General features: G+C 52.8%; 23 protein-coding genes. 15 read left to right on the plus strand and 8 right to left on the minus strand.

Annotation, left to right across the window (positions count from 1 at the left end):
- Positions 1-80 precede the first annotated feature (80 nt).
- The 13 genes from F6R98_RS04495 (at position 81) to F6R98_RS04555 (ending at position 8,933) form a co-directional block, all read left to right on the plus strand.
- Positions 81-539, plus strand: a complete 459-nt coding sequence (locus tag F6R98_RS04495; protein ID WP_153247961.1) for a putative periplasmic lipoprotein — start codon at positions 81-83, stop codon at positions 537-539.
- Between the two features lie 26 nt (positions 540-565).
- Positions 566-1,486 carry a C1 family peptidase gene (locus F6R98_RS04500; RefSeq protein ID WP_153247962.1) on the plus strand — a complete coding sequence of 307 codons (921 nt, stop codon included), beginning with the start codon at positions 566-568 and terminating at the stop codon, positions 1,484-1,486.
- Between the two features lie 237 nt (positions 1,487-1,723).
- Positions 1,724-3,193, plus strand: coding sequence for a nitrogenase iron-molybdenum cofactor biosynthesis protein NifE (nifE, locus tag F6R98_RS04505; RefSeq protein ID WP_153247963.1), 1,470 nt, complete (start codon positions 1,724-1,726; stop codon positions 3,191-3,193).
- Complete coding sequence (gene nifN / locus F6R98_RS04510) at positions 3,186-4,628, plus strand: nitrogenase iron-molybdenum cofactor biosynthesis protein NifN (protein ID WP_153247964.1); 1,443 nt, start codon at positions 3,186-3,188, stop codon at positions 4,626-4,628. Before nifE ends, nifN begins: the two co-directional genes overlap by 8 nt.
- On the plus strand, positions 4,597-5,079 hold the full coding sequence (gene nifX, locus F6R98_RS04515) for a nitrogen fixation protein NifX (RefSeq protein WP_194270133.1): 483 nt from the start codon (positions 4,597-4,599) through the stop codon (positions 5,077-5,079). Before nifN ends, nifX begins: the two co-directional genes overlap by 32 nt.
- Before the next feature lie 179 nt (positions 5,080-5,258).
- Positions 5,259-5,732: a NifX-associated nitrogen fixation protein gene (locus F6R98_RS04520; protein WP_153247966.1), complete on the plus strand. Its 474-nt coding sequence runs from the start codon at positions 5,259-5,261 to the stop codon at positions 5,730-5,732.
- Between the two features lie 18 nt (positions 5,733-5,750).
- A complete protein-coding gene (locus F6R98_RS04525; RefSeq protein ID WP_153247967.1) occupies positions 5,751-5,969 on the plus strand; it encodes a CCE_0567 family metalloprotein in 219 nt (72 codons plus the stop codon).
- Positions 5,970-5,984: 15 nt separating this feature from the next.
- Entirely contained in the window at positions 5,985-6,296 is a 312-nt protein-coding gene (gene fdxB / locus F6R98_RS04530) for a ferredoxin III, nif-specific (protein WP_153247968.1), read from the plus strand.
- An 11-nt stretch (positions 6,297-6,307) separates the two neighbouring features.
- Entirely contained in the window at positions 6,308-6,634 is a 327-nt protein-coding gene (locus tag F6R98_RS04535; protein ID WP_153247969.1) for a (2Fe-2S) ferredoxin domain-containing protein, read from the plus strand.
- A gap of 9 nt (positions 6,635-6,643) precedes the next feature.
- On the plus strand, positions 6,644-7,150 hold the full coding sequence (locus tag F6R98_RS04540; RefSeq protein ID WP_153247970.1) for a hypothetical protein: 507 nt from the start codon (positions 6,644-6,646) through the stop codon (positions 7,148-7,150).
- The gene (locus F6R98_RS04545; RefSeq protein WP_153247971.1) at positions 7,147-7,524 is read left to right on the plus strand and encodes a hypothetical protein; all 378 of its coding nucleotides are present in this window, start codon (positions 7,147-7,149) and stop codon (positions 7,522-7,524) included. The genes F6R98_RS04540 and F6R98_RS04545 overlap by 4 nt, the downstream gene beginning before the upstream one ends.
- A complete protein-coding gene (locus F6R98_RS04550; RefSeq protein ID WP_153247972.1) occupies positions 7,521-8,486 on the plus strand; it encodes a DUF364 domain-containing protein in 966 nt (321 codons plus the stop codon). The genes F6R98_RS04545 and F6R98_RS04550 overlap by 4 nt, the downstream gene beginning before the upstream one ends.
- A gap of 6 nt (positions 8,487-8,492) precedes the next feature.
- Positions 8,493-8,933: a hypothetical protein gene (locus F6R98_RS04555; protein ID WP_153247973.1), complete on the plus strand. Its 441-nt coding sequence runs from the start codon at positions 8,493-8,495 to the stop codon at positions 8,931-8,933.
- Between the two features lie 15 nt (positions 8,934-8,948).
- On the opposite strand, the gene F6R98_RS04560 is transcribed toward F6R98_RS04555, so the two are convergent.
- The 6 genes from F6R98_RS04560 to waaC form a co-directional block, all read right to left on the minus strand.
- The gene (locus F6R98_RS04560; protein ID WP_228125083.1) at positions 8,949-9,440 is read right to left on the minus strand and encodes an NHLP leader peptide family RiPP precursor; all 492 of its coding nucleotides are present in this window, start codon (positions 9,438-9,440) and stop codon (positions 8,949-8,951) included.
- Positions 9,441-9,518: 78 nt separating this feature from the next.
- The gene (locus F6R98_RS04565) at positions 9,519-10,256 is read right to left on the minus strand and encodes an outer membrane protein (protein WP_153247975.1); all 738 of its coding nucleotides are present in this window, start codon (positions 10,254-10,256) and stop codon (positions 9,519-9,521) included.
- Between the two features lie 356 nt (positions 10,257-10,612).
- A complete protein-coding gene (locus F6R98_RS04570; RefSeq protein WP_153247976.1) occupies positions 10,613-12,091 on the minus strand; it encodes a UvrD-helicase domain-containing protein in 1,479 nt (492 codons plus the stop codon).
- A 1-nt stretch (position 12,092) separates the two neighbouring features.
- Complete coding sequence (locus tag F6R98_RS04575; protein ID WP_194270134.1) at positions 12,093-13,400, minus strand: hypothetical protein; 1,308 nt, start codon at positions 13,398-13,400, stop codon at positions 12,093-12,095.
- Between the two features lie 25 nt (positions 13,401-13,425).
- On the minus strand, positions 13,426-15,189 hold the full coding sequence (gene msbA / locus F6R98_RS04580; protein ID WP_153247978.1) for a lipid A export permease/ATP-binding protein MsbA: 1,764 nt from the start codon (positions 15,187-15,189) through the stop codon (positions 13,426-13,428).
- A gap of 152 nt (positions 15,190-15,341) precedes the next feature.
- Positions 15,342-16,337 (minus strand): lipopolysaccharide heptosyltransferase I, encoded by a 996-nt coding sequence (waaC, locus tag F6R98_RS04585; RefSeq protein ID WP_153247979.1) that lies wholly within the window; start codon positions 16,335-16,337, stop codon positions 15,342-15,344.
- A 173-nt stretch (positions 16,338-16,510) separates the two neighbouring features.
- Between waaC and F6R98_RS04590 the strand changes: the two genes are divergently transcribed.
- Both F6R98_RS04590 and F6R98_RS04595 read left to right on the plus strand, forming a co-directional pair.
- Complete coding sequence (locus tag F6R98_RS04590) at positions 16,511-17,299, plus strand: glycosyltransferase family 2 protein (protein ID WP_194270135.1); 789 nt, start codon at positions 16,511-16,513, stop codon at positions 17,297-17,299.
- A complete protein-coding gene (locus tag F6R98_RS04595) occupies positions 17,292-18,437 on the plus strand; it encodes a glycosyltransferase (RefSeq protein WP_194270136.1) in 1,146 nt (381 codons plus the stop codon). The genes F6R98_RS04590 and F6R98_RS04595 overlap by 8 nt, the downstream gene beginning before the upstream one ends.
- Before the next feature lie 383 nt (positions 18,438-18,820).
- Here the strand turns inward: F6R98_RS04595 and F6R98_RS04600 are convergent, their stop codons facing one another.
- Both F6R98_RS04600 and F6R98_RS04605 read right to left on the minus strand, forming a co-directional pair.
- The gene (locus F6R98_RS04600; protein ID WP_153247982.1) at positions 18,821-19,669 is read right to left on the minus strand and encodes a glycosyltransferase family 2 protein; all 849 of its coding nucleotides are present in this window, start codon (positions 19,667-19,669) and stop codon (positions 18,821-18,823) included.
- A 54-nt stretch (positions 19,670-19,723) separates the two neighbouring features.
- A complete protein-coding gene (locus F6R98_RS04605) occupies positions 19,724-20,548 on the minus strand; it encodes a glycosyltransferase family 2 protein (RefSeq protein WP_153247983.1) in 825 nt (274 codons plus the stop codon).
- Positions 20,549-20,550: the final 2 nt, after the last annotated feature.

Raw genomic sequence — 20,550 nt, forward strand, 5'->3', positions numbered from 1 at the left:
CGTGTTACGGAGACGATATATTATCGTCGGGGCCGCTAACCCAGTATTGTAAGCTGATTGCACTTGAGGAGAGAAACTTGATGAATCCCAAACTAACTCTGGTGCTGGCGGCAGCGCTGCTGGCCGCCGGATGCGCGGAGCCCCGGACCATGGTCGTGGAGTGCAAATTTCCAACTCAATATATGCCGGACGGGCCGGCCCTGGTCGCGCAGGAATACGGTGAAATGAGTCCAATTCCATTGGATGCCGTGCAATTCAACAACCCTCTGCTGAAGGAGCGGCTGGTGGTGCAAACATTGAAGGCCAGCCGTACCCCGACAAATACCGTGCAGGTTTCCGCACGCATAGTGAACTGTACCGATGCGCCGCTGGTGCTGGGGTTGCGCTCACATTTTATGGGCGAAGACGCGGTGGAGAACGAGCCGGAAAGTGTCTGGCGCAAACTTATTATCCAGCCCCGCGCGCTAGGTAATTACAAGGAGTCCTCCCTGACTGCGGATGTGAATAATTACCTGATTGAAATCAGGGACGCGTATTGATTCATAAAACGGATTCCGGATTCATAATGAATAAACTCAAGATTGTTGCATATACTTTGTCGCTGTTACTGCCGGCTATACTGCTGGGAGGACAAGCTGTGCCACCTCCCGATCCTGTTGAGTTAATCCCCGCCGCTCCGGCGGAAATGTATAGAAATAATTTACCGCCGGTGCTGGAAAAACACGCCACCGGCTATATCCCGGAAAATCCGGAAAAGTACCTGGTCATGCCCCAGGTGCCTCATTACCGCGATATCTCGCCGCCGGAGTCGGTGCTGGCGCCGGAAGCCGATTTGTCTGCGATGTTTCCAAAGCCCGGCAATCAGGGTAAACAGAATTCCTGTGTCGCCTGGGCGACGGCCTATACGCGCAGTTATCACGAAGCTCGCAAACAAGGCGGCAGCAAACCCAGCGATCCTGAACATATTTTCAGTCCGGCATTTATCTATAACCAGGTTAAAGTTGGAGGTTGCGATAGCGGCAGCAGTATTTCAGAGTCTTTGGGGCTGATGAAAAAAGCGGGCGTGGCCACGGAAGCGGTATTTCCTTACGAAGAAAACAATTGCTCGCGTTTGCCGGACGACCGGGCGTTAACTGACGCGTCGCATTTCCGCATCGACGGCTGGAAAAAACTGGATACTCAGGAGATCGATGATATTAAAGGGCAAATTATCGCTGGAAACCCGGTGATTTTCGGCATGTATGTTTCCGATTCTTTCGACAGGCTGCGCGGCGACCAGGTTTACGATGATTTAACCTCGCCACGCACCGGAGCGCATGTCGTGGTGCTGGTGGGCTATAGCGAAACCAGACAGGCATTCAAACTGTTAAACTCCTGGGGCGAAAATTGGGGCGATAAAGGTATGGGCTGGATATCCTACGGCGCCCTGAAAAAATGGGCGGAAAACGCCTTTGTAATCGAGCTCGCCAGCACCCAACCACATTAGATGTCGGAGATCCTGATACCGCCGCCTGCTACAAGAGACTTGCGGGCTGCGGTTGAAGTGGCGAGCCCGGAAACAAGTATTAACAACATTCAGTATTGTCACACTTGTGACTCCGCATTTCGGCTTTGTCCGGTTGCCTACACGTATTTTCTTTGAGCCCTGTTGTATTTGCTGCCTTCTATTATGGCATGTGGTTTGCTTTGCATAGGTATAGACACAGTATTCGTGAGGGTTCCAATGAAATCAGGCAAAGATATCGCACAGCTTTTGGACGAACCTGCTTGCGAGCATAACAAAAAATCGAAATCCGGGTGCGCCAAGCCCAAGCCGGGCGCGGCGGCGGGAGGGTGTGCGTTCGACGGCGCGCAGATCGCACTGCTGCCCATCGTCGATGTGGCGCATATCGTCCATGGTCCGATAGCCTGCGCGGGAAGTTCCTGGGATAACCGCGGCACGCGTTCATCCGGTCCCAAGCTGTACCGCATCGGGATGACAACTGATCTGACCGAGCAGGATATTATCATGGGGCGCTCGGAAAAACGCCTGTTTCATTCCATCAAGCAGGCTATAGACAGTTATGATCCGCCTGCAGTGTTTGTTTACAACACCTGTGTGCCGGCGCTGATTGGCGACGATATCGATGCGATTTGCAAGGCGGCCGCGGAAAAATACGGTACCCCGGTGGTGCCGGTGGATTCTGCCGGATTTTACGGTACCAAGAACATGGGTAACCGCATTGCCGGTGAATCGATGGTGAAATACGTCGTCGGCACGCGCGAGCCCGATCCTTTGCCGGAGAGCGCAAAGCGTTCGGGTATTCCGGTATACGATGTCAACCTGATAGGCGAATACAACATTGCCGGCGAGCTTTGGCATGTGATGCCGTTGCTGGACGAGCTCGGCTTGCGGGTCTTGTGTACTCTGTCCGGCGATGCGCGTTACCGCGAAGTGCAAACCATGCATCGTGCGCGCGTCAACATGATGGTTTGTTCCAAGGCAATGCTGAACGTTGCACGGAAACTGGAAAGCCAGTTCGGCACGCCGTGGTTCGAAGGCAGTTTTTACGGCATTACCGATACCAGTCAGGCGTTGCGCGATTTTGCTCGCGTCATCAATGATCCTGATTTGATCGAGCGAACCGAAGCCGTTATTGCCCGTGAGGAAGCGCGCATTGCCGCCGAGTTGGCGCCCTGGCGCGAAAGGCTGGGGGGAAAACGCGTTTTGCTCAACACTGGCGGAGTGAAGAGCTGGTCGGTGGTGTCCGCGCTACAGGATTTAGGCATGGTATTGGTTGCAACCGGCACCAAGAAATCCACTGAGGAAGACAAGGCGCGCATACGAGAACTGATGGGCGAAGAGGCGTTGATGCTTGATGACGTCAGTCCGCGCAAGCTGCTGCAGGTGGTGAAGGATTATCGCTGCGATATCCTGATAGCCGGCGGTCGCAACCTGTACACCGCTCTGAAGGCGCGTCTGCCTTTCCTGGATATCAATCAGGAACGTGAATTTGGCTATGCCGGTTATCGCGGCATGCTGGAGCTGGTCAGACAACTGGCTTTGACCATGGAAAGCCCGGTTTGGGAAGCGGTTCGTACGCCTGCGCCGTGGCATGTACCGAAAACCATCCAACCGCTAAGCGCGGAAACAGCCGAAGATGCTGACGAGTTGACCGAGTTCGGACATGGGGCGGAGGCGATACATGGCTGAGACTCCTGTTATCTCCAAGCGAAAAAAAGCGCTGTCGGTAAATCCGCTAAAGGCCAGTCAACCGGTTGGCGGCTCGCTGGCGACGCTGGGGTTTAACCGCTCCATGCCGATGCTGCATGGCTCGCAAGGTTGTACTGCGTTTGCCAAGGTTTATTTCGTGAGGCATTTCCGCGAGCCGATTCCGCTGCAGTCAAGCGCGATGGATCAGGCCAGTTCGGTGATGGGCGCGGACGATAATGTAATCGAAGGCTTGAAAAACATTGCTGAAAAGTCTGCGCCGGATTTGATTACCGTGCTGACTACCGGACTTTCCGAAACCCAAGGCACCGACATCAAGCGTTGCGTGCATGAGTTCCGTGCAAAGTATCCGCAGTTTGCTCATATTGGCGTGGTGGGAGTCAATACACCGGATTTTACCGGCTGCCTCGAAACCGGTTACGCAGCGACGCTGGTGCAGATCGTCAGCGAGTTGGTGCCGTTGGCGTCAGAAGCCGGCACCCGTCCCGGCAACCGGCCGCGTCAGGTTAACGTGCTGGCAGGATCGCTGTTGACACCGGGCGACCTCGAACATCTGCGCGATATTATAGAGTGGTTCGGCTTGCGGCCGGTTATTGTTCCAGATGTGTCCGATTCTCTGGACGGACATTTGACGGATGAGGATTTCAGTCCGGTCAGTCTGGGCGGAACGCCGATGTCCGAGTTGCGTACCTTGGGCGATTCCATCGCCAGTCTGGTTATCGGTACCTCGTTGAGCAAGGCGGGAGAAATACTGGAGCAGCGCACCGGCGTCAAATCCTTTTATTTTAATCATGTTTGCGGGCTGAAGGCGACCGACGCCCTGGTTAAAACCCTGGCCGATGTTGCAGCTGTACCGGTTCCGGAGCGCCTGGAACGTCAGCGCGCGCAATTGCTCGATTCCATGGTGGATACCCATTTCATGCTGGGTTTCCTTAGAGTTGCTATTGCAGCCGACCCGGATTTATTGGCCGCGTTGGCGAGCGTCGTGCATGAAATGGGCGGCCAGGTTGTTGCTGCGGTTGCGTCCAGCGACGGGCCGGCATTGGCGCTGGCGCCGGTGTCTGCGATCAAGATCGGTGATCTGGAAGATTTGGAAGCGCTGGCGCGTGAGACTGACGCCGAACTGCTGGTCGGCAACTCTCACGCCGCGCAGAGCGCCGAGCGTCTGAATATCCCCCTGTTACGGTGCGGTTTTCCGTTGTACGACACGGTGGGTGCTTATCAAAAGCGTTATGTCGGCTATGCGGGAACCCGGCAGACATTATTCGATTTTGCCAATCTGGCGCTGGCTATGGTTCATCGGCACGAAGTTCCCGTTTACCGGTCGATCTTCGGGCAAAAACCGGCCGAAGAGTTGGCAAGCTACCCGTTAGAGGCAGAATCCCATGGCGCTACTCCGACGCATGCGCATCATTGATCAGACCCAGGAACAATGTATGGCCCCACATTTGAAAATTGCTTTTGCTACCGAAGACATGAAGCAAATCAACCAGCATTTCGGCTCGGCTAAAACCTTTGCGATTTATGCGATCAATCAGGATGAGCATACGCTGGTAGAAGTCGCCGAATTCGGCAAGCTGGAGCAGGACGGCAACGAAGACAAGCTGGCATCGAAAATAGCCTTGCTGCACGATTGCGCCGCGGTGTATTGCGAAGCTATAGGCGCGTCGGCGGTGCGACAGTTGATGGCGAGCGGCATCCAGCCGGTCAAGGTCTATCGCGGCAGCCTGATCAGTGATTTGTTGTGCGACTTTCAGAACGAACTGCGTTCAGGGCCTTCCGCGTGGGTGGCCAAGGCGCTGGCCCGTCAGGCCGCTCCCGATATGAGCCGCTTCGACCGTTTGGAGGCCGAGGGTTGGGATGAGTAGTTACCCACGAACAGATTAAAAAGAGTTTTCCACGGAAAATACGAAAGACACGAAAAAAGCGCGGGTTGAATGGTTTGTGCTCAGACGCGAGTTGGCAGATAAAAATTTTCGTGATTTTCGTGGACAGTATGAAGTCAAAAAAACCTCGCGCAGCGAGACAAAAAACAGAGGAAACCATAATGACCGAAGCCGGGCTTGTAATCGAGGAAACCGATGAAACACTCCAGTCGGATATCTCAAAGGAAATTTTAAAACAACTGAAGGCCGTGGACAGCTACGGCACCTATGACGGCTGGTCGGATGCAAAGATACTCGATCCGTTGATTCTGACCAAGGAGCGTAAACGCGCCATTCCGATTATCGGCGATCCCGATGAAATTACCATGTCGCGCGTCAAATCCTATTACAACGCATTAGCCAGTCTGATCGAAAAGGAGTCCGGTCTGATGGCGGTGCCGGTGATTAATCTGTCGCATGAAGGTTTCGGGCGCGCATTTGTCACCGTCGGCAGGTTGATCGTGCTGGACAAGACCTTGCGCGATGTGCATCGCTTTGGCTTTCCGTCGCTGGCAAAGTTGAACGAAGAAGCTGTCACCCTGATTAACAGGGCGGTGGAGTTAATCAAGACCTATCCTGAGGTCGCCAATCTCTAGTTAGTGCGAGGAATGATAATGACCCCTGAAGAGTTGCAAAAACTGGAAAAGGAAGTTGCCAAGGCCAAGCGTATCGCCACGGAATGGGCATCGAAAGTCCATGATCTGGTGGAGGATCGACTGCCTGCCGGTTATGAAGAAATTCCCGAACTGGCTCAGTCAACCTTTGACGCATGCAAAGCCTGGGCCGAAGTAAACGAACGCCTGAAAGAGGCGAAGAAAGCATTGGCCGCCTGAGGCCGGGAGAAAAACATGAGCGATGTTGTAACCGGCGTAACCGCCGGCGGAACGGTATGGACGCCGACTTTTGTAAAGGCTATCGATCCGGCTCGTTGTATCGGATGCGGACGCTGTTTCAAGGTATGTCCGCGCGATGTCTTCGATCTGGTCGATCGCGGCGATGTCATGTCCGAGGAAGAAATCGACGAGTTCGAGGATCTGGACGAGGATAACGCGCAAGTCATGACCATAGCGCATGCCAATGATTGTATCGGCTGTTCGGCGTGTTCCCGCGTTTGTCCGAAAAGTTGTTTTACTCACGCGCCATTGGCCGTAGCGGCCTGAGGATAAGAGAAATGCCCAAACCCAGTAAACACGTTTTTGTCTGTGTTCAGCGCAGACAGGAAGGACACCCGCGCGGGTGCTGTGCTCAGCAGGGCGGCGATGCGGTGATGAATGCGTTCCTGACGCAAATCCAGCAGCGCAATCTGTTCAACACAATTTCGGTAACCAATACCGGTTGCCTGGGTCCTTGCAGTTTCGGAGCCAGCGTGCTCGTTTATCCGGAAGGAATTATGTACGGCAAGGTGACTCCCGAGGATGTACCGGCCATCATAGATGAACATCTGCTGAACGACGTACCGGTTGAGCGGCTCAAAGTGCCTGAGTTTGTTTGGGGGTAGGAGAGAATCATGACGCCGGTAGGATTTGTCGAAGACCCCGTTTTTTTTGGTGTGGGCATCAAACGCACGACGCACAGGCGTTTGCAGTATGCCGTATCCAGGAATCGCAGCAATCGCCTGGAAGCGGAGCGCGCGCTGTGGGAGGTCCAGGCCGACGACCCTTGCTGTTTGCAAGTGTATTTTGCGCTGTATAAATTTTATGCGCATCATTGTCGTTTGGGCGATGCTGAGCGTGCGGCGCGCCTGGCGTTGTCGGAGTCGGCGCGGCAGGGACGCTTTAATCCGAATTGGGATGAACTGGTTAAAAAGGCTGCCCCGCGTTCCTTGTATGCAAGTGAAGCTGGTTTGTTTTATCTGTTTTCGCTGAAGGCCTTGTCATTTATCAAGCTCAGGCAGCATAAGCCTGAAGAAGCCGCTTCGGTATTGAAAGTATTGTTCAAACTGGACCCGGATGATCGATCAGGTGCATCGGTAACGCGCGCACTGGCGGAGTCGGTGGGTGTGGAGTTCGAATGATGACGGTTAACGAATTATCGGTTGAAAACCGGATACGCGCCGAGCGGCTGTGTCGGCGTATCGGCGATGAACTGGCGGCTTTGCATTTTGCTTTGGGCGAAGCCGCCTCCCCCAGCGTGGATACCCTGCAATTTGAGGCTGTTAACGATCCCTACAGCGGCGAAGCATCGCATTGCGGGCGCTGGCTGGGGAATGGCGGCTATCGTATCGGTGAGATTACCCTGCATGCCGATGGGTCGTTTTATGGCGAATACGATGTCGTTCGTCCGCATCCGCACAAAAAAAACTGGTTTGTCGAAGCCATTGTCGTATGGGGGCGGGGCGAAACCATCAAGGCGGAAGCCCGTTTACAGCCGGCGCCGGACTCCGCATGATCGCACCTTACGAAATATACGATTTATTGCAGGACTATGCCGGAGGCTCGCAGGCGCTTGAAGAACTGATTCTGGGGCAGGTCTGGACTTATTGCGATGCGGGAGCAATCGGCTTGGCGATGAGCCCGGATGCGTCTACGCGCACATTGCAGTGGTCAGGAGAGTTGAAGGGGCAGCGCGTTTCGGCCCTGACGGGATGGTTGCGAGAGTTCGACGTTTGGAAATCCGTGGTCGGCATGGCGGTTGTCAATGCAGGCATCAATGCGCGCGCGTCCGCGCCTGAAGGCATTGATCTGACCTCGGAAGGTTTCAGTAATAATCTCGCGGTCTTCGAGCATTTCCGTTCCGAGCTGACGGGTAAACATGTCGTGGTGATCGGCCGTTACCCCGGATTGCACGAATGGGCGCAAAAAAATCAAATCGATATGGCCGTGCTTGAACGTCAGCCCGGCCCGCAGGATTATCCGGACAGCGCCTGCGAATATCTTCTGCCTGACGCCGACTGGGTATTTATTACCGCGAGCAGTCTGACCAATAAAACCTTCCCTCGGCTGGCGCAGCTCGCGCGCGGTTCAACCACGGTGTTAATGGGGCCGACCACGCCCTGGCTACCGGAGCTTTATCACTTCGGCATCGATTATCTGGCCGGCGTGGTCATGGACGACAGTGCGCAGATAAGAACAACGCTTGCCGAAGGCGGCGGCGTGCGGCTTTTCGAGGGGGGGCTGCACTACCGCATCGTCGCTGTCAGCCATGCCGCCTGTTCCGATTGGAGCAGGGCGCTTATCGCGCAGACGGCCAGAGAAAAGGAAAGCCTGAGCAAAGGCATGGAGCTTTGGTATGCACATGGCAACAAAGCGCGATTTCCCCATTATATTCAGCTCGAAGCGGTAAATCGGCGTCTTTCGCGCCTCGATACTTGTTTTAAAAAACTCTGGGATAGCTCCAAGCCTGAACACTGAATTCTTATGTCATTAACGGAACCTCATTTTCTCGCCTATCACAAGCAGGCGACCAGCGCCCGCACCCTGTTTTTGCGGATGAATAACGGCAGTGTCATGCTGCCGGAGCCTTTTCCGTTTTTGTCGTCTCCGCTGGAACCGGGTGAGGTTGTTTATGATAATGGCTGCGCGCAATTAGAACATCCCGCCACGCTGGGGCAACGTTTCTCGACCGTCCTGGGATTGCCTCCGGAAAGTGTTGAGGTCGAAACCGATTTTATTGAATCTGTTGAAATACCAAGCGGTACGGTCACGGTTTATCTGGCGCGTTTGAAGGCTATGGACCCCCCGCGCGCGCATTTTGCAGAAACCGGCGCCGGATTTTACCCAATCACCGAATTGCGCGGAGGGCATCCGGTCGAGATGGATTTGTTGCGCAAGGCCTATGAGTTTATTTTGGGCGGGTAGAAGGGGAGTCATGAGTCACCATGGGCGATTTTTCCAGAAGTGGCTGCCTGTCTCGCCCGGCTGCCTCTCGACCAGAGTACCTCCCACCCACTGATAGCCGGCTCTTATGTCCTTGCCCGCGGCTTCGCCATGGTTCTTGAGCTCGATAAAACCGGCAACGGTATGGTTTTTGATCGTCACACCGGTTCTGCCGATAGCAGCGCGGATCTTTCTGAAATTAACGCCACCAGCAACTCCGTCCAATTCCTCATCGGACAACTCCGCCGTTCTTTCGGGAATCACTATATGAAACAGGCTATCCGTGTTCTCCAAAGCTTTAACGGTAACGCCTTCAGCTAGCTCGAAGCCTTCCTCTTTCAGAGTTCCCTCGGTATTCGTAAGTAGTTTGGCCTTGAATGTAGCGTCCGACCAGCATTTGGCAATCAATCTTGCATATTGTACCTCATATTCCGCTTGCTCATCGTTCGCAACTTGCTTGTATTCTGTGTTCATTATTAATTCCATCATCGTTGCCAAGCTCCAATCGGATTTGATTTGGGACAGTCATTGTATAAGTAACAATACGCCATTATTAGTTCTCTTCGGTTAAAAACTGTACTCGATACCGGCTGCTCCCATGTTGTAGTACATGCCTCCAAAGTTGACATTCCATGGGGTGGTGGCAATATGGGTAGGGTATACGGTAGTGCCGAAAGTGTAATTGGTCGGAGAGATATAAAGAAAACGGTATTCGACAAACAGCGACAAGTGGTCGACAATCTCGGCGCGAACGCCTGCTTTGGCCTGGGTGGCAAACCCCCAGTTGGAAGCGTTCGGATTCGAGTTGAAATGGTTTATTCCCGGCTCAGCCGGATTTGTCTGCGCTGAGTTGGCGCCTGATATCGACACGATTGCGGCTCCGACGCCGGCCCCGACGTAGGGAAAGATAGTGTCCAGATAAGGGGTGCGCAGGCTGAACAGTGCGTTGGTCAAGAGTACCCCTGCATTAACGGGAAAGTTGTCGCTAAAAGTGTGTTCCGGAACTCTGGGGGTTGGATTCAGCAATTGCCCGCTTTGCGTGGTTCCTAGATAATAGCCTTCAAATTCGGCAGAAGGAAGCAGGCCCCATCTTGCCCCTTCCTGGCCCATCATCCACCCCGCCCATTCATAGCCAATATGAAGTCCGCCAATCCCGGTTGAATTGGAGTTGGCGGCGCCTTGCGCATTGACAACCAGGGGGCCGCCTTTGGCGTCGCCGTAAAGAGCCGTCCCACTCTGGGTGAAATTATTGTTGTTGGAGTTTCCTCCGCCCCCGAAAATACCCAGATATAGCCCTCGTGACATTGAAGGAAGTTCCTGTTGGCCTGGTGCGCAGGCCTCGGCTCCGTTCGCATCAAGGCAAGTCAGTTCCAACGATAAAAATCCCAATAGCACCAAAATATATTGCTTTCTGAATGACAAAAACACGCTGCTCCCTCGCTGTATGAACTTAATGAGCTTAAAGTATAAAGACTTCCCGGATATTTTTGTACCGTAAGTATACAGCGGCACGGAAGAAGATATGTTGACGAGCGGTGGAAAAGGTTGTAACGGCAGCTTATTATGGAGCTTCCCCTGCAAAAAAGGACACACTGATTTAACTGAATCCATGCAAATTGTTTTTCAACGTCTGCCAGACGCTTCCAATCGGGAGATGCCCCTCAAAAATCCGCTAGCCGGATAGAGTTTTTTGCGCGCGTAGCGGCCACATAATAGATGTTTATTTCTTCCTTCAATCTCGCCGGGTTGAGATCGGATTTGCCTGAATTGTAAAGCCGGGCCAGATCTTCGCGCGTGGTAAAGTCGTCCTGCACCATTTCCACATCTTCGTATTCCTGCCCTTTGGCTTTGTGAGTAGTGGTAAACACGGCTTGCGCGTATTGCTTTGCAACCAGACGTTCCTTTATGCTGCGGTCGAACTCGAACAGCCGGCTGCCATGACGCTGCACCAGATCCCAAGCCAGCGATAAGGCTTGACTCTGCGCGTCCTGCGCAAAGCGTTTTACTTCATCGAATGACGGAAAGCGCTGGATAAAGGGATCATTGATTTTTGCGGCTTGACCCTCTTTGAGATAATACAGGCCGACCACTCGCGAATTCAAAAAGCCATATCCAGGATGTCCTCCCTCAAAGTAGAGGTTGCGGGCGTTGCGCGTAATGTGCTCAATGACCGACTCAAACAGCGACAGGTTGCTGCGCGCGATAACGGTTTTGTGCGATTGCTGTTTCCGCACTTGTTTTCCGAAGCGGGTATCCTGTTCCGTACCCCGGATTTGCAGAGATATCGTTTCATCCAATATTTCATAGGCATTGTTGATTTGCGCGCTGAGATGGCGCGCGAGCTTATCGCCAAACCTGAACGTCTGAGTCAGCCAATAGCGATTGCCTTCGATGGCGCCGAGCGAGTCGATTGCAAAGCGGAATCCGTAAATCTGCTGAAAGGAGTCGCCGACAAATATCTGGCGCAAGTGTGATTGTCTGCGGACGATGGCCAGCATGACCGGCGACACGTCCTGCGCTTCGTCGACCATGACCAGATCGTAGGGTAGCCGGGCCGGAACAAACTGGAATAACTTCAGATAAAAATCATGTATCGCCGGCGTGCGTCCCGCTCGCATATCGGCCAGAATGTTGCGCAGGATGGCAAGCATTTCCTCGCCGTGCCGTTCGATAAGTGCGCCGGCCTGATCGCTGGGCGCCGTTATGGTCATGTGTGCGCGCAGCAGGCTGTCGTCCAGTGCGCGTATATCAGAATTCAGGTAGAAGTTGAGCAGATCCTTAAGCAGCCAGGCATAGAGCGTTGCGTGTTCGGTAGCGCGCTCCGCTGCCGGAACATATTGGTCGAGCAGGCGCCATTCGCTGATATCGCCTTCCAGCTTCAGACTGTGGCTGCCGGTGTAACGATAAGCCAGGCCGTGCATGGTGCTGACGGCGACATGCTTTAGATTGCGGGCCAGCAGCCTTTCTTTCAGCTCTGCGGCGGCCGAGCGATTATAGGCCAGATAAAGAATGCGTTCCCGGGGGCGGCAGGCCGCATATTCGATCAGTGTCGTGGTTTTTCCGCTGCCTGCTACGGCATTGATTATAGAAACCTGGTTATCCGATTCGATAACGGCGCGCTGTTCATCGGTGAGTCGCATGTCATCCGGAGCAGTAGTGGAACCGTGCGCACAGCAAGGTGCGTAAACAGGAAACTCCCAATGCTCCGGCTATCGCCATGGCCGGCAATAATGCGGAAATGTCGCCGTAATGGGTGTATCTCGCCATGAGTCCTATCGCCAAACCCAACGGAAGCGACCAGCCCAGCAAAAGTCTGCCGAGCGGAGAGAGCAAACTCAGCGTGACGAGCAATAGCGGCGCGATCCATGATTTCAGCGTAATTAATGGCGTATGGTGGAAAAGCCGCAGGCTAAAGATGTAAGGCTGGGGGACTTGTACCCAGGTCAAAGCAACCGTGTTGCCGAGCACGATGGATTGTCCGTATTTGTAAAGATACCAGCTGCCGGCTATAAGGGTGATCAGTGTAAATGCTTTTATGCAGAGTTTTCTGCACAGGAGATGGCATTGACACTTTCTTCCTGTCTGTATAAACCATACCAACGGAAGCGTCAGGGCCGGATAAATCCCGGAGATCTGTGTTACCGCCGCGCCGGCAGCGATGAATGTGGTTAATTTAAACAGCCAGATATGTTTGCGCCCGCTGGTTGTTCCCGACAGCACTAATGCATACCCTACCACCGAAACCAGATAAATAACCAGGTAGCCGGAAAACCCCGAGTAGGCGCAGGCCAGATTTTCGGTGAACGCGGCAAGCGCGATCAGCAGGACAAATCCCCAGCGTATTTCCCTTTTGTAGGCCGGAAGCAGCACAGCCATCCGCGACCAGATCAATGACGTTAAAATAACCCAGCAAAGCGGCAGCAGGCAGGCGAAAAGTTTTTCGTCGGTGCTTCCCATGAACAGGTAATTCAGGGATAAGAGCGCCGGGAGCATTTGCGGATAGTACCCTGTAGCATGGGGCAGGTGACCATGGTACCAGTCCTCCGCCCAACGATCCCAGAACATCAGAAACTCTTCTCCGGCAAATGCGGTTTTCATTTGCAGGAATATCAGCATTCCGCTGGCAAGCGCAAGCAACATCAGTAAACCGCTGGCATAATCGGGTATCAGATCGCGTATGCTCATCCATTCGCCCGCTCCTTCGGTATTGCGCTCGTCGTGCATCAGCGACAGTACCAGCAAGGCCTCGAATACAAACAAGGCGAGTACGGTTTCCTGGGTATAGATACCGGTCAAGGTCAGGGATGCTATCAGGCAGTAACTGGTGACGATACTGAGTGGAGCGACCAACAAAGCCTGATCTATGCGCGGCAGCCATCCCAGCCCGACGCTGGCTATCAGCCAGCCGGGCAGGAAAAACATCTGGATCAGGGACAATAGCCCCAACATGACCATAAACGCAACTCCGTAACCTTTAGGCGATTGTTTCGCCAAATTGCAGTGCGTGAAGTTCGGCAAAGCATGATCGGGCTTCAAGCAACTCCGCATGCGAGCCGGATTCGACTATACGTCCGTCGCGCATGACATGGATGCAGTTCGCATCCTGTATCGTCGATAGTCTGTGCGCTATCATCAGTGTGGTGCGGTTTTTCATTAATACATCAAGCGCTTGTTGTACATGGCGCTCCGATTCGGCATCAAGCGCCGAGGTTGCTTCATCCAGTATCAGTATCGGCGCGTTTTTAAGCAGCGCTCTGGCAATCGCAATGCGCTGACGCTGACCGCCGGAAAGCACGACGCCCTGTTGTCCGACCAGCGTATCAAAGCCCTGCGGCAGTTCTTCGATAAAGTCAAGCGCGTGAGCCTGTTGCGCCGCATCGCGTATTGCGACGAAAGGTACCTGCTCGCCTTTTTCTGCGCCGTAGGCAATGTTGTTGAGGATGGTGTCATTGAACAGTGTGACCTCTTGTCCTACGTAGGCAATGTGTTTGCGCAGGTTACGCAGGGAAAATTCGCGGATATTATGTCCGTCTATCAGGATTTCACCGTTGGTCGGATCATAAAGGCGCGGCAGCAGGCGTATCAGCGAGGTTTTTCCGCTGCCGGACTGTCCGACCAGCGCGACCGAGCAGCCAGCCGGAACTCGCAGGTTGACATCATCCAGCGCGTTGCCGAGGCGCCCGTCATAAGCCAGCGTGACATGACGATATTCGATATCGCCTTTCACATGATCCAGCTCCAATGTACCCCGGTCCGATTCACTATCCAGATCGACCAGTTCGAAAATACTGTCGGCTGCCGCTACGCCGCGCTGAATGACGCCAAAGTGCTGGGTAATGCGTTTGATTGGACTCTGCATCATCGCCATTGCCGCCACGAACGATATCAGGCTGCCCGGCGTGATGCTTGCCCGTACGCTGTCTATGGAAACGACATAGAGAATAGCTGAAAAACCGCAGATATAAATGAACTGGATCACTGAACTGCCCATCGCATCGTTCATGATCATTTTCATCTGCTGCGTTTGATTCCACTCGTTTTCCTTGGCGAACTTTGCTGCCTCGTAACTGCGTCCGTTGAAAACCTTGACGATGCGCTGGTTATCGATGACTTCCTGGGCCACATGGCCGACATTACCCATCGATTCCTGAATATGCGCGCTGATGCGGCGGAAACGTTTCGCAATTTTGCCAACGCCGCCAGCAAGTAACGGACCTATTACCAGGAAGACCAGAAAAAGCTGAATGTTTTCGTAAATCATCAGCGCGGTAAGTCCGATGATGGCCAGACCGTCCTTGACCAGACTGACAAAGCCACTGGTCATGGCGTGTGCGACTTGCTCGGTATTGTACAGCAGGCGCGACAGCAACTCGCCCGACGAGGATTTGTCGTAAAATTTACAGGGCAGGTTCAGCAGCTGATCGAAAAGCTTGCGACGCATATCGGCAATGATGCGCCTTCCGACCCAGCCCGAATAATAATCAGCCAGAAAGCCGGTGATCCCTCGAGCCAGAGATAAACCCAATAAAATAAAGGGCGCTTCGCGTAAAAAACTGGGGTCGTTCCTGATGAAGCTGCCATCGATCAACGGTTGGATCAGCTTGGCGAAAACCGGGGTAAGACTCGCGTAGATCGCCATCGAAACCAGAGATACGGCAAACATCTTCCAGTAGGGAAGGCCGATCTGCGACAACCTGCGGAATACGGCGAGGCTGTTGTTGCGATGAATTTTGGGCATGGATGGCTATTGTCGTTAGGGTCAAGCTCGTGGGGTTTTAATCTGGAACCTGCTTTGTATGTGCGGCTGGCGCTAATGGAGCTAAGTTTATCACAAAGTAAATGGCTTACTGATTTATTCGGAATGACCTGGTATTTCATTGATAATATTAACTACTTGTCAGCGATGGCGGTCCTGGGAAACGCCGGCTCAAGCAAGGCCAGTAAGCTTTCCGAGACCCGTTCCGGTTCGAGATCAGAGGTTTCGCAATAATTTGCGATAAGCGGACCGTCGGGTTCGCATAGAACGCCGAAGCGGCTGATAGCTGTGGACGGGTAAAGCCCGATGCCGGGTTTACGCAAAGCGGCGGCAAGATGCATGAGCCCTGTGTCGACGCCTACCACGCCTTGGCAGGATGCGACAATTGTGGCTAATTGCCTTAGTCCCATTGTCGGCAATACCGTGCCGCCATACGCGGCCAGTTGTTCGGCTCTCTGTTTCTCTCTGGCGTTGCCCCAAGGCAGGGCTACCGGCCAGCCAGCCTTCGAGCAGCGCTCGATCAATACTTTCCAGTCGGCGAGCGGGTATTCTTTTTCACGCCGTGCCGTTCCGTGCAGCGCCAGCAGATAGCGCGCCGGAAGAAAATCAGCGGGTGCGGTTGCGAAAACGGAGCCTATTCCGTAATTCAAAGGCGCATCGTCGGCTATTTGATAGCCTATTGCTCCGGCCATCAGCAGACGGTTGCGCAGTATGGCCGCAATGTTTTTTTCGACGGAAAAGCGTTTTTGTAAAAACAGGGACGAAAATGGCTCGCGCACAGAGGCAAAGCTGTAACCGCTACGCACGCCGCGAGCCAGCATGCCGACTGCGGCGCTTTTGATCAGCCCCTGGCTGTCGATAATGAGGTCGTAGGGTTCCTTTCGTAGGGATGCTGCAAAGCTGCCGATTTCGCGGCGTACCGATGCCGACAGCGGGGTTTTGCGCCAGCGTCTAAGTGCGATGGGAATAATGCGGCCAACTGCCGGATGCAGTTCGGGGATGGCGGCAAAATTCTCTTCCACGACCCAGTCGACGCTTAATCCGGGTAAACGCGCCGCTGCGTCGGTTAAGGCGGGAAGCATATGCACGATATCGCCCAGCGAGGTCATTTTGATAATCAGGATACGCATGTGAGGTTATCGGAATATGTGTGGACGAACAGCTTCGGCGTTCACGAAGGTTGATGGATACATTATGCCTTATATTAGCATTTTTATAGAAAAACGATATGATGTGCGGGTTGTTATTTGCAGGATAACGCCGGTCTGATTATGTTTTCCGTGCAATTGTTATGGAGGTAAATGTGAGGCAATTGCCTGTTAGTGTTATTCTTATCATTAAAAATGAAGAGCACAATTTAGATCGTTGTTTAAAATCCGTTCATGCTTTCGCTGGCGAAATTGTTGCTGTACTTAACGATTGCACAGACAATAGCGAGGCTATTCTCTTGCGATATGGAGCGCGTGTTTATCACCATCAGTGGCAGGGATTCGTCAATCAAAAAAATCTTGCATTGAGTTATGCCAGGAATGATTGGGTTTTCAGTATTGATGCCGATGAGGAAACTACGCCGGCGTTGAGAAATGAAATGGAAAAAGTTGTTGCAGAAAATGATGAAAGAATTGCAGCGGTAAGTTTTTGCCGTAAAACCTGGCTGCTCGATCGCTGGATAAAGCACGGTGATTGGTATCCGGATCGCGTGGTTCGTCTGTTCAGAAGGGATCGTGCGCGTTTCGAAGGTAATTATCTTCATGAGAAGCTGGTGGTAGATGGCGGGATATTGAAGTCGCGTGAAAATTTATTGCATTACAGCTTTCAAACCATGTACTTGTTTCTTGCAAAAAACGACAGCTTTACCAGGGCGTTTATCGACGCCAACCTCGGTGTAAAAAAATTCAGCATGGCGGGCGCCATTTGGCGTTCGTTTTGGAAGTTCTTTCGTGGCTATTTTATCAAGCTGGGGTTTCTGGATGGATATCCGGGGTTTATTATTGCGGTGCAGCAGGCTTACAGTACTTTCTTTCGTTATAATATGCTTCTGGAGTATTCCTTGAAAGATGGGCCGATTTATCGTGATAAGGAAGATGAATAGGCCTAAAATTCTGATTGTCGATGCTCAAATCGCCGGGCATCACATCCTGTGGCTGGGTCTGGTGGCGCGATCCATGCTTGAATTGGGCTGCGACGCTGTTTTGCTGGCGCATGGCGACCTTGATGAAGTAAAGAGCAGAATCAATCAATTAGACGGCGAGCTTCTTTCCGTAGTGACGCTGGCCGGTTTTCCGCGCGGGCGGAAAACGTCGGTGGAAACCTATTTGTCTGCGGTTGCGGCGGTGTTTTTGCAATATCGTTGCGACCGGATCATTCTGAATAATTTCGATACGATTGCGTCTGGTTTGTTTCGTAAGGTGTTGCTGGGTTATAGGCCGCCTCAGTGCTTGTTCGGTAAAATAAACGCGATATATCATCGTCCGCGCCCTCTAGACGTCACGCAGAAAACGCTGGGGAATACCTGGAAGCGCCAGGGAATGCGCTTGCTGTTACATCAAGGGTTTTTTGCCGGAATATTACTGCTCGACCCGTTTTTGATCGAAAGCTCCGTTGAAATGTACGGTGCTTATTCCCGCTTTGTATTTATTCCCGACCCGTGGCGCGATAACGACGAAGATCCGGTTTGTCCGCCGGAGTTGGTTGGCGCGCAGACCCGCGGAATACGGTTGCTGCAATATGGTGTTGGCGATAGGCGCAAGGGAACAGAATTGCTGGTAAACGCGCTAAAGCAGGCGGATGCAGATGTTCCGTTAACCTTGATAATTGCCGGGTTTCAAAGAAACACAGGGTTGACTGACAGTCTCGCTGGGTTGAAAAAACCGCATTCGTTCGTGTTGATCGACCGTTTTATCAGCGGTGCTGAAGAGAAATTTCTGCTGCAATACGCTGATTATCTAACGATACCTTATTTGTCGCATTATGGCTCATCCAATATATTATCCAAGGCGGCCCAATATGCGAAACCCGTTATTGCCAGCGATTATCATTTGATCGGGCGCCTGGTGGGGAATTATGGGTTGGGTGTCTTGTTTAAGGATAATGATGCGCGTGCGCTTGCTTCAGCAATCGAATCGTTGAGCGCAACTTCATCCTGTTCGGAACAGTTGAACAATTACCGTCATCAATGCTCCTATCAGGCGTTTAAAAAAGCGCTGGCAAGCATTATGCGCTTCGCATAGGCGCATTTAATAAGCTGTTGTAATTTTCATCTGCCGGTATAGGGATGCGCTGATTTAATCCGTTTGTACCATGAAATACGCGGCAAGCCTTTGATTGTATGTGCCCACAATCGTTTGAATTAATCAGTGGTTCCATAGATAAGCACCCGTTCCATGTGATCAAGATCCTGTTTCATTATCGCAAGACGCGCTATAGGTGATTTGAAAAGAACACGCATCAGTGTAATGGTTTAAGGTGATTAGCACTGAAATTCACGAAAGTATGGATTAGACCAATGGAGATCTTTGAATTATAATGATAAGATGATTTCCGCCCTGCACGAGTAATCAATGGCTTGTGAACATTAGCGCTAATCACCAAATTATATGTATCCAGTTTAGAATCAGGATGCATATTCCGTAATCGCTTCTGCGCCGTGGGGGGCGGCATATTGGTCAATCCCGTTTTGCGCCCGTATCTGCGCTTTTGCGAGCCGCTGCTCCAAATTTGCCCTATTGATTGCTTCACGGCTGCGGTCGCTCTCAGTGTGCCAGAGATGTAGGACGGGCAGCGCAAATTGTCCGTGCTTGCGCGATACTCCGCTATGCAGAAGACGTACCGCGAGATCGGCATCCTCGTGTCCCCAGCCTTGAAATGTTTCGTCAAAGCCATTGACGCGGAAAAAGTCGCTACGCCAGACAGCGAGATTAAAGGTGCGTATGCCTTTCCAATGCTTGTTTTTCTGCTTGCGCCACTTATGCCCTGGTAGCATTAGCAAAGGCAACAACCTATTGACATGCTTGCATAGCCGGGCTTGCAGCCAGAAAAAAGGGCCCCAATGTGCCGGTTGTTCCTGTTGTTGTTCTATGCGGCGGGTGAGTTCCTGCGAGCATAGAATGCGGCTACCCATGACTATATGCTTGGTTTCGGCCAGAGCCCGGTGTTTGGCTACAAAGTCGGGAAAAACCAGGCAATCGCCATCCAGAAAAATCAGATAATCGCTGCGCGATGCAACCACAGCACGGTTGCGCGACCGAGCCGCCCTAAACCCCAGATTTTTCTGCCACACGTGTTGCAGAGGGCACGGAAATTTTTTTTGCCAGATGCTGATCAGATCGGCTGTTTCCGCGCCGGAGCCGTCGTCGGCGATAATAACTTCGTCGGGTAGTCGAGTTTGCGCGGCAAGACTGGAAAGCACGCAATTGAGCGCGAGCGGTCTTTGATAGGTGGTGACAATGACGGCGATAGACATGATAATTCCAATGTGCGAACAATACGCTGAATTTTGGATCGACTGCTTACCCGCTCACAACCAGTGGAAACTCTCATTTTCCCTCTGCCCATGCATGCTGAAGCCGAATTGCCGGACCTCGGCATCGCGCCATGCCTTGAGTTGCCGGGTACGCGCCAGCTTTTTGAGCTTGCGCTCCAGCCAGGACTGTCGCAATAGATGGTGATTGTAACGGTAGCCGAGTTCGTCTTTCTGGGATAATCCTCGTTCCAGCTTCATGGCGGTTTGCGTGACCGAGCCGTAGTGATGCAGCCATGAGCGCCCGGTGATGCCGGGTTTTATTCCTGCTTTGTCCAGTTCGTGAAAAAACATGGTGTCTTCATAGCCTAACAGCTTGGGGACGGGTTGAAAGTAGCCAATCTCCATCCACACTGAACGATGCACAGCCATACAGACTGCATGCCCGACTCCCAGCCGCAAGGCCTGTTTCATCTTTACGCCGGCATTTGCGGCAAAAGCGTCGAAGTCATAGTCCAGCGCGCCTTCAATCATGGCAGGAGAGATCACTCTCAACTGATACTCCTCGGCAGCTTCGATCAGATTGTGAAGCCAACCCGCCGATACCAATACATCATTGTTCATGATGATGCTCCAGTCCGCCTGCAAGGCCAGAACGCCCTGATTCCACGCAACGCCGCAACCGAGGTTGTCCTGGTTGAAAATCAGTCCACCCAGCGGCAATGATCGCAGATAAGCGCGAGTATCGTCATGCGAACAATTGTCTACAACCACCAGACGGCTTAAATCCTGACCATGCCTGACCATGCTGTCTACGCATTGGCGAGTGTAGTCGACCTGGTTGTAACAGGCAAAGGTTATTGCGACGGTGGGAGGGGACATAA

Source organism: Candidatus Methylospira mobilis (genome assembly GCF_009498235.1).
GTDB classification, from domain to species: Bacteria; Pseudomonadota; Gammaproteobacteria; order Methylococcales; family Methylococcaceae; genus Methylospira; species Methylospira mobilis.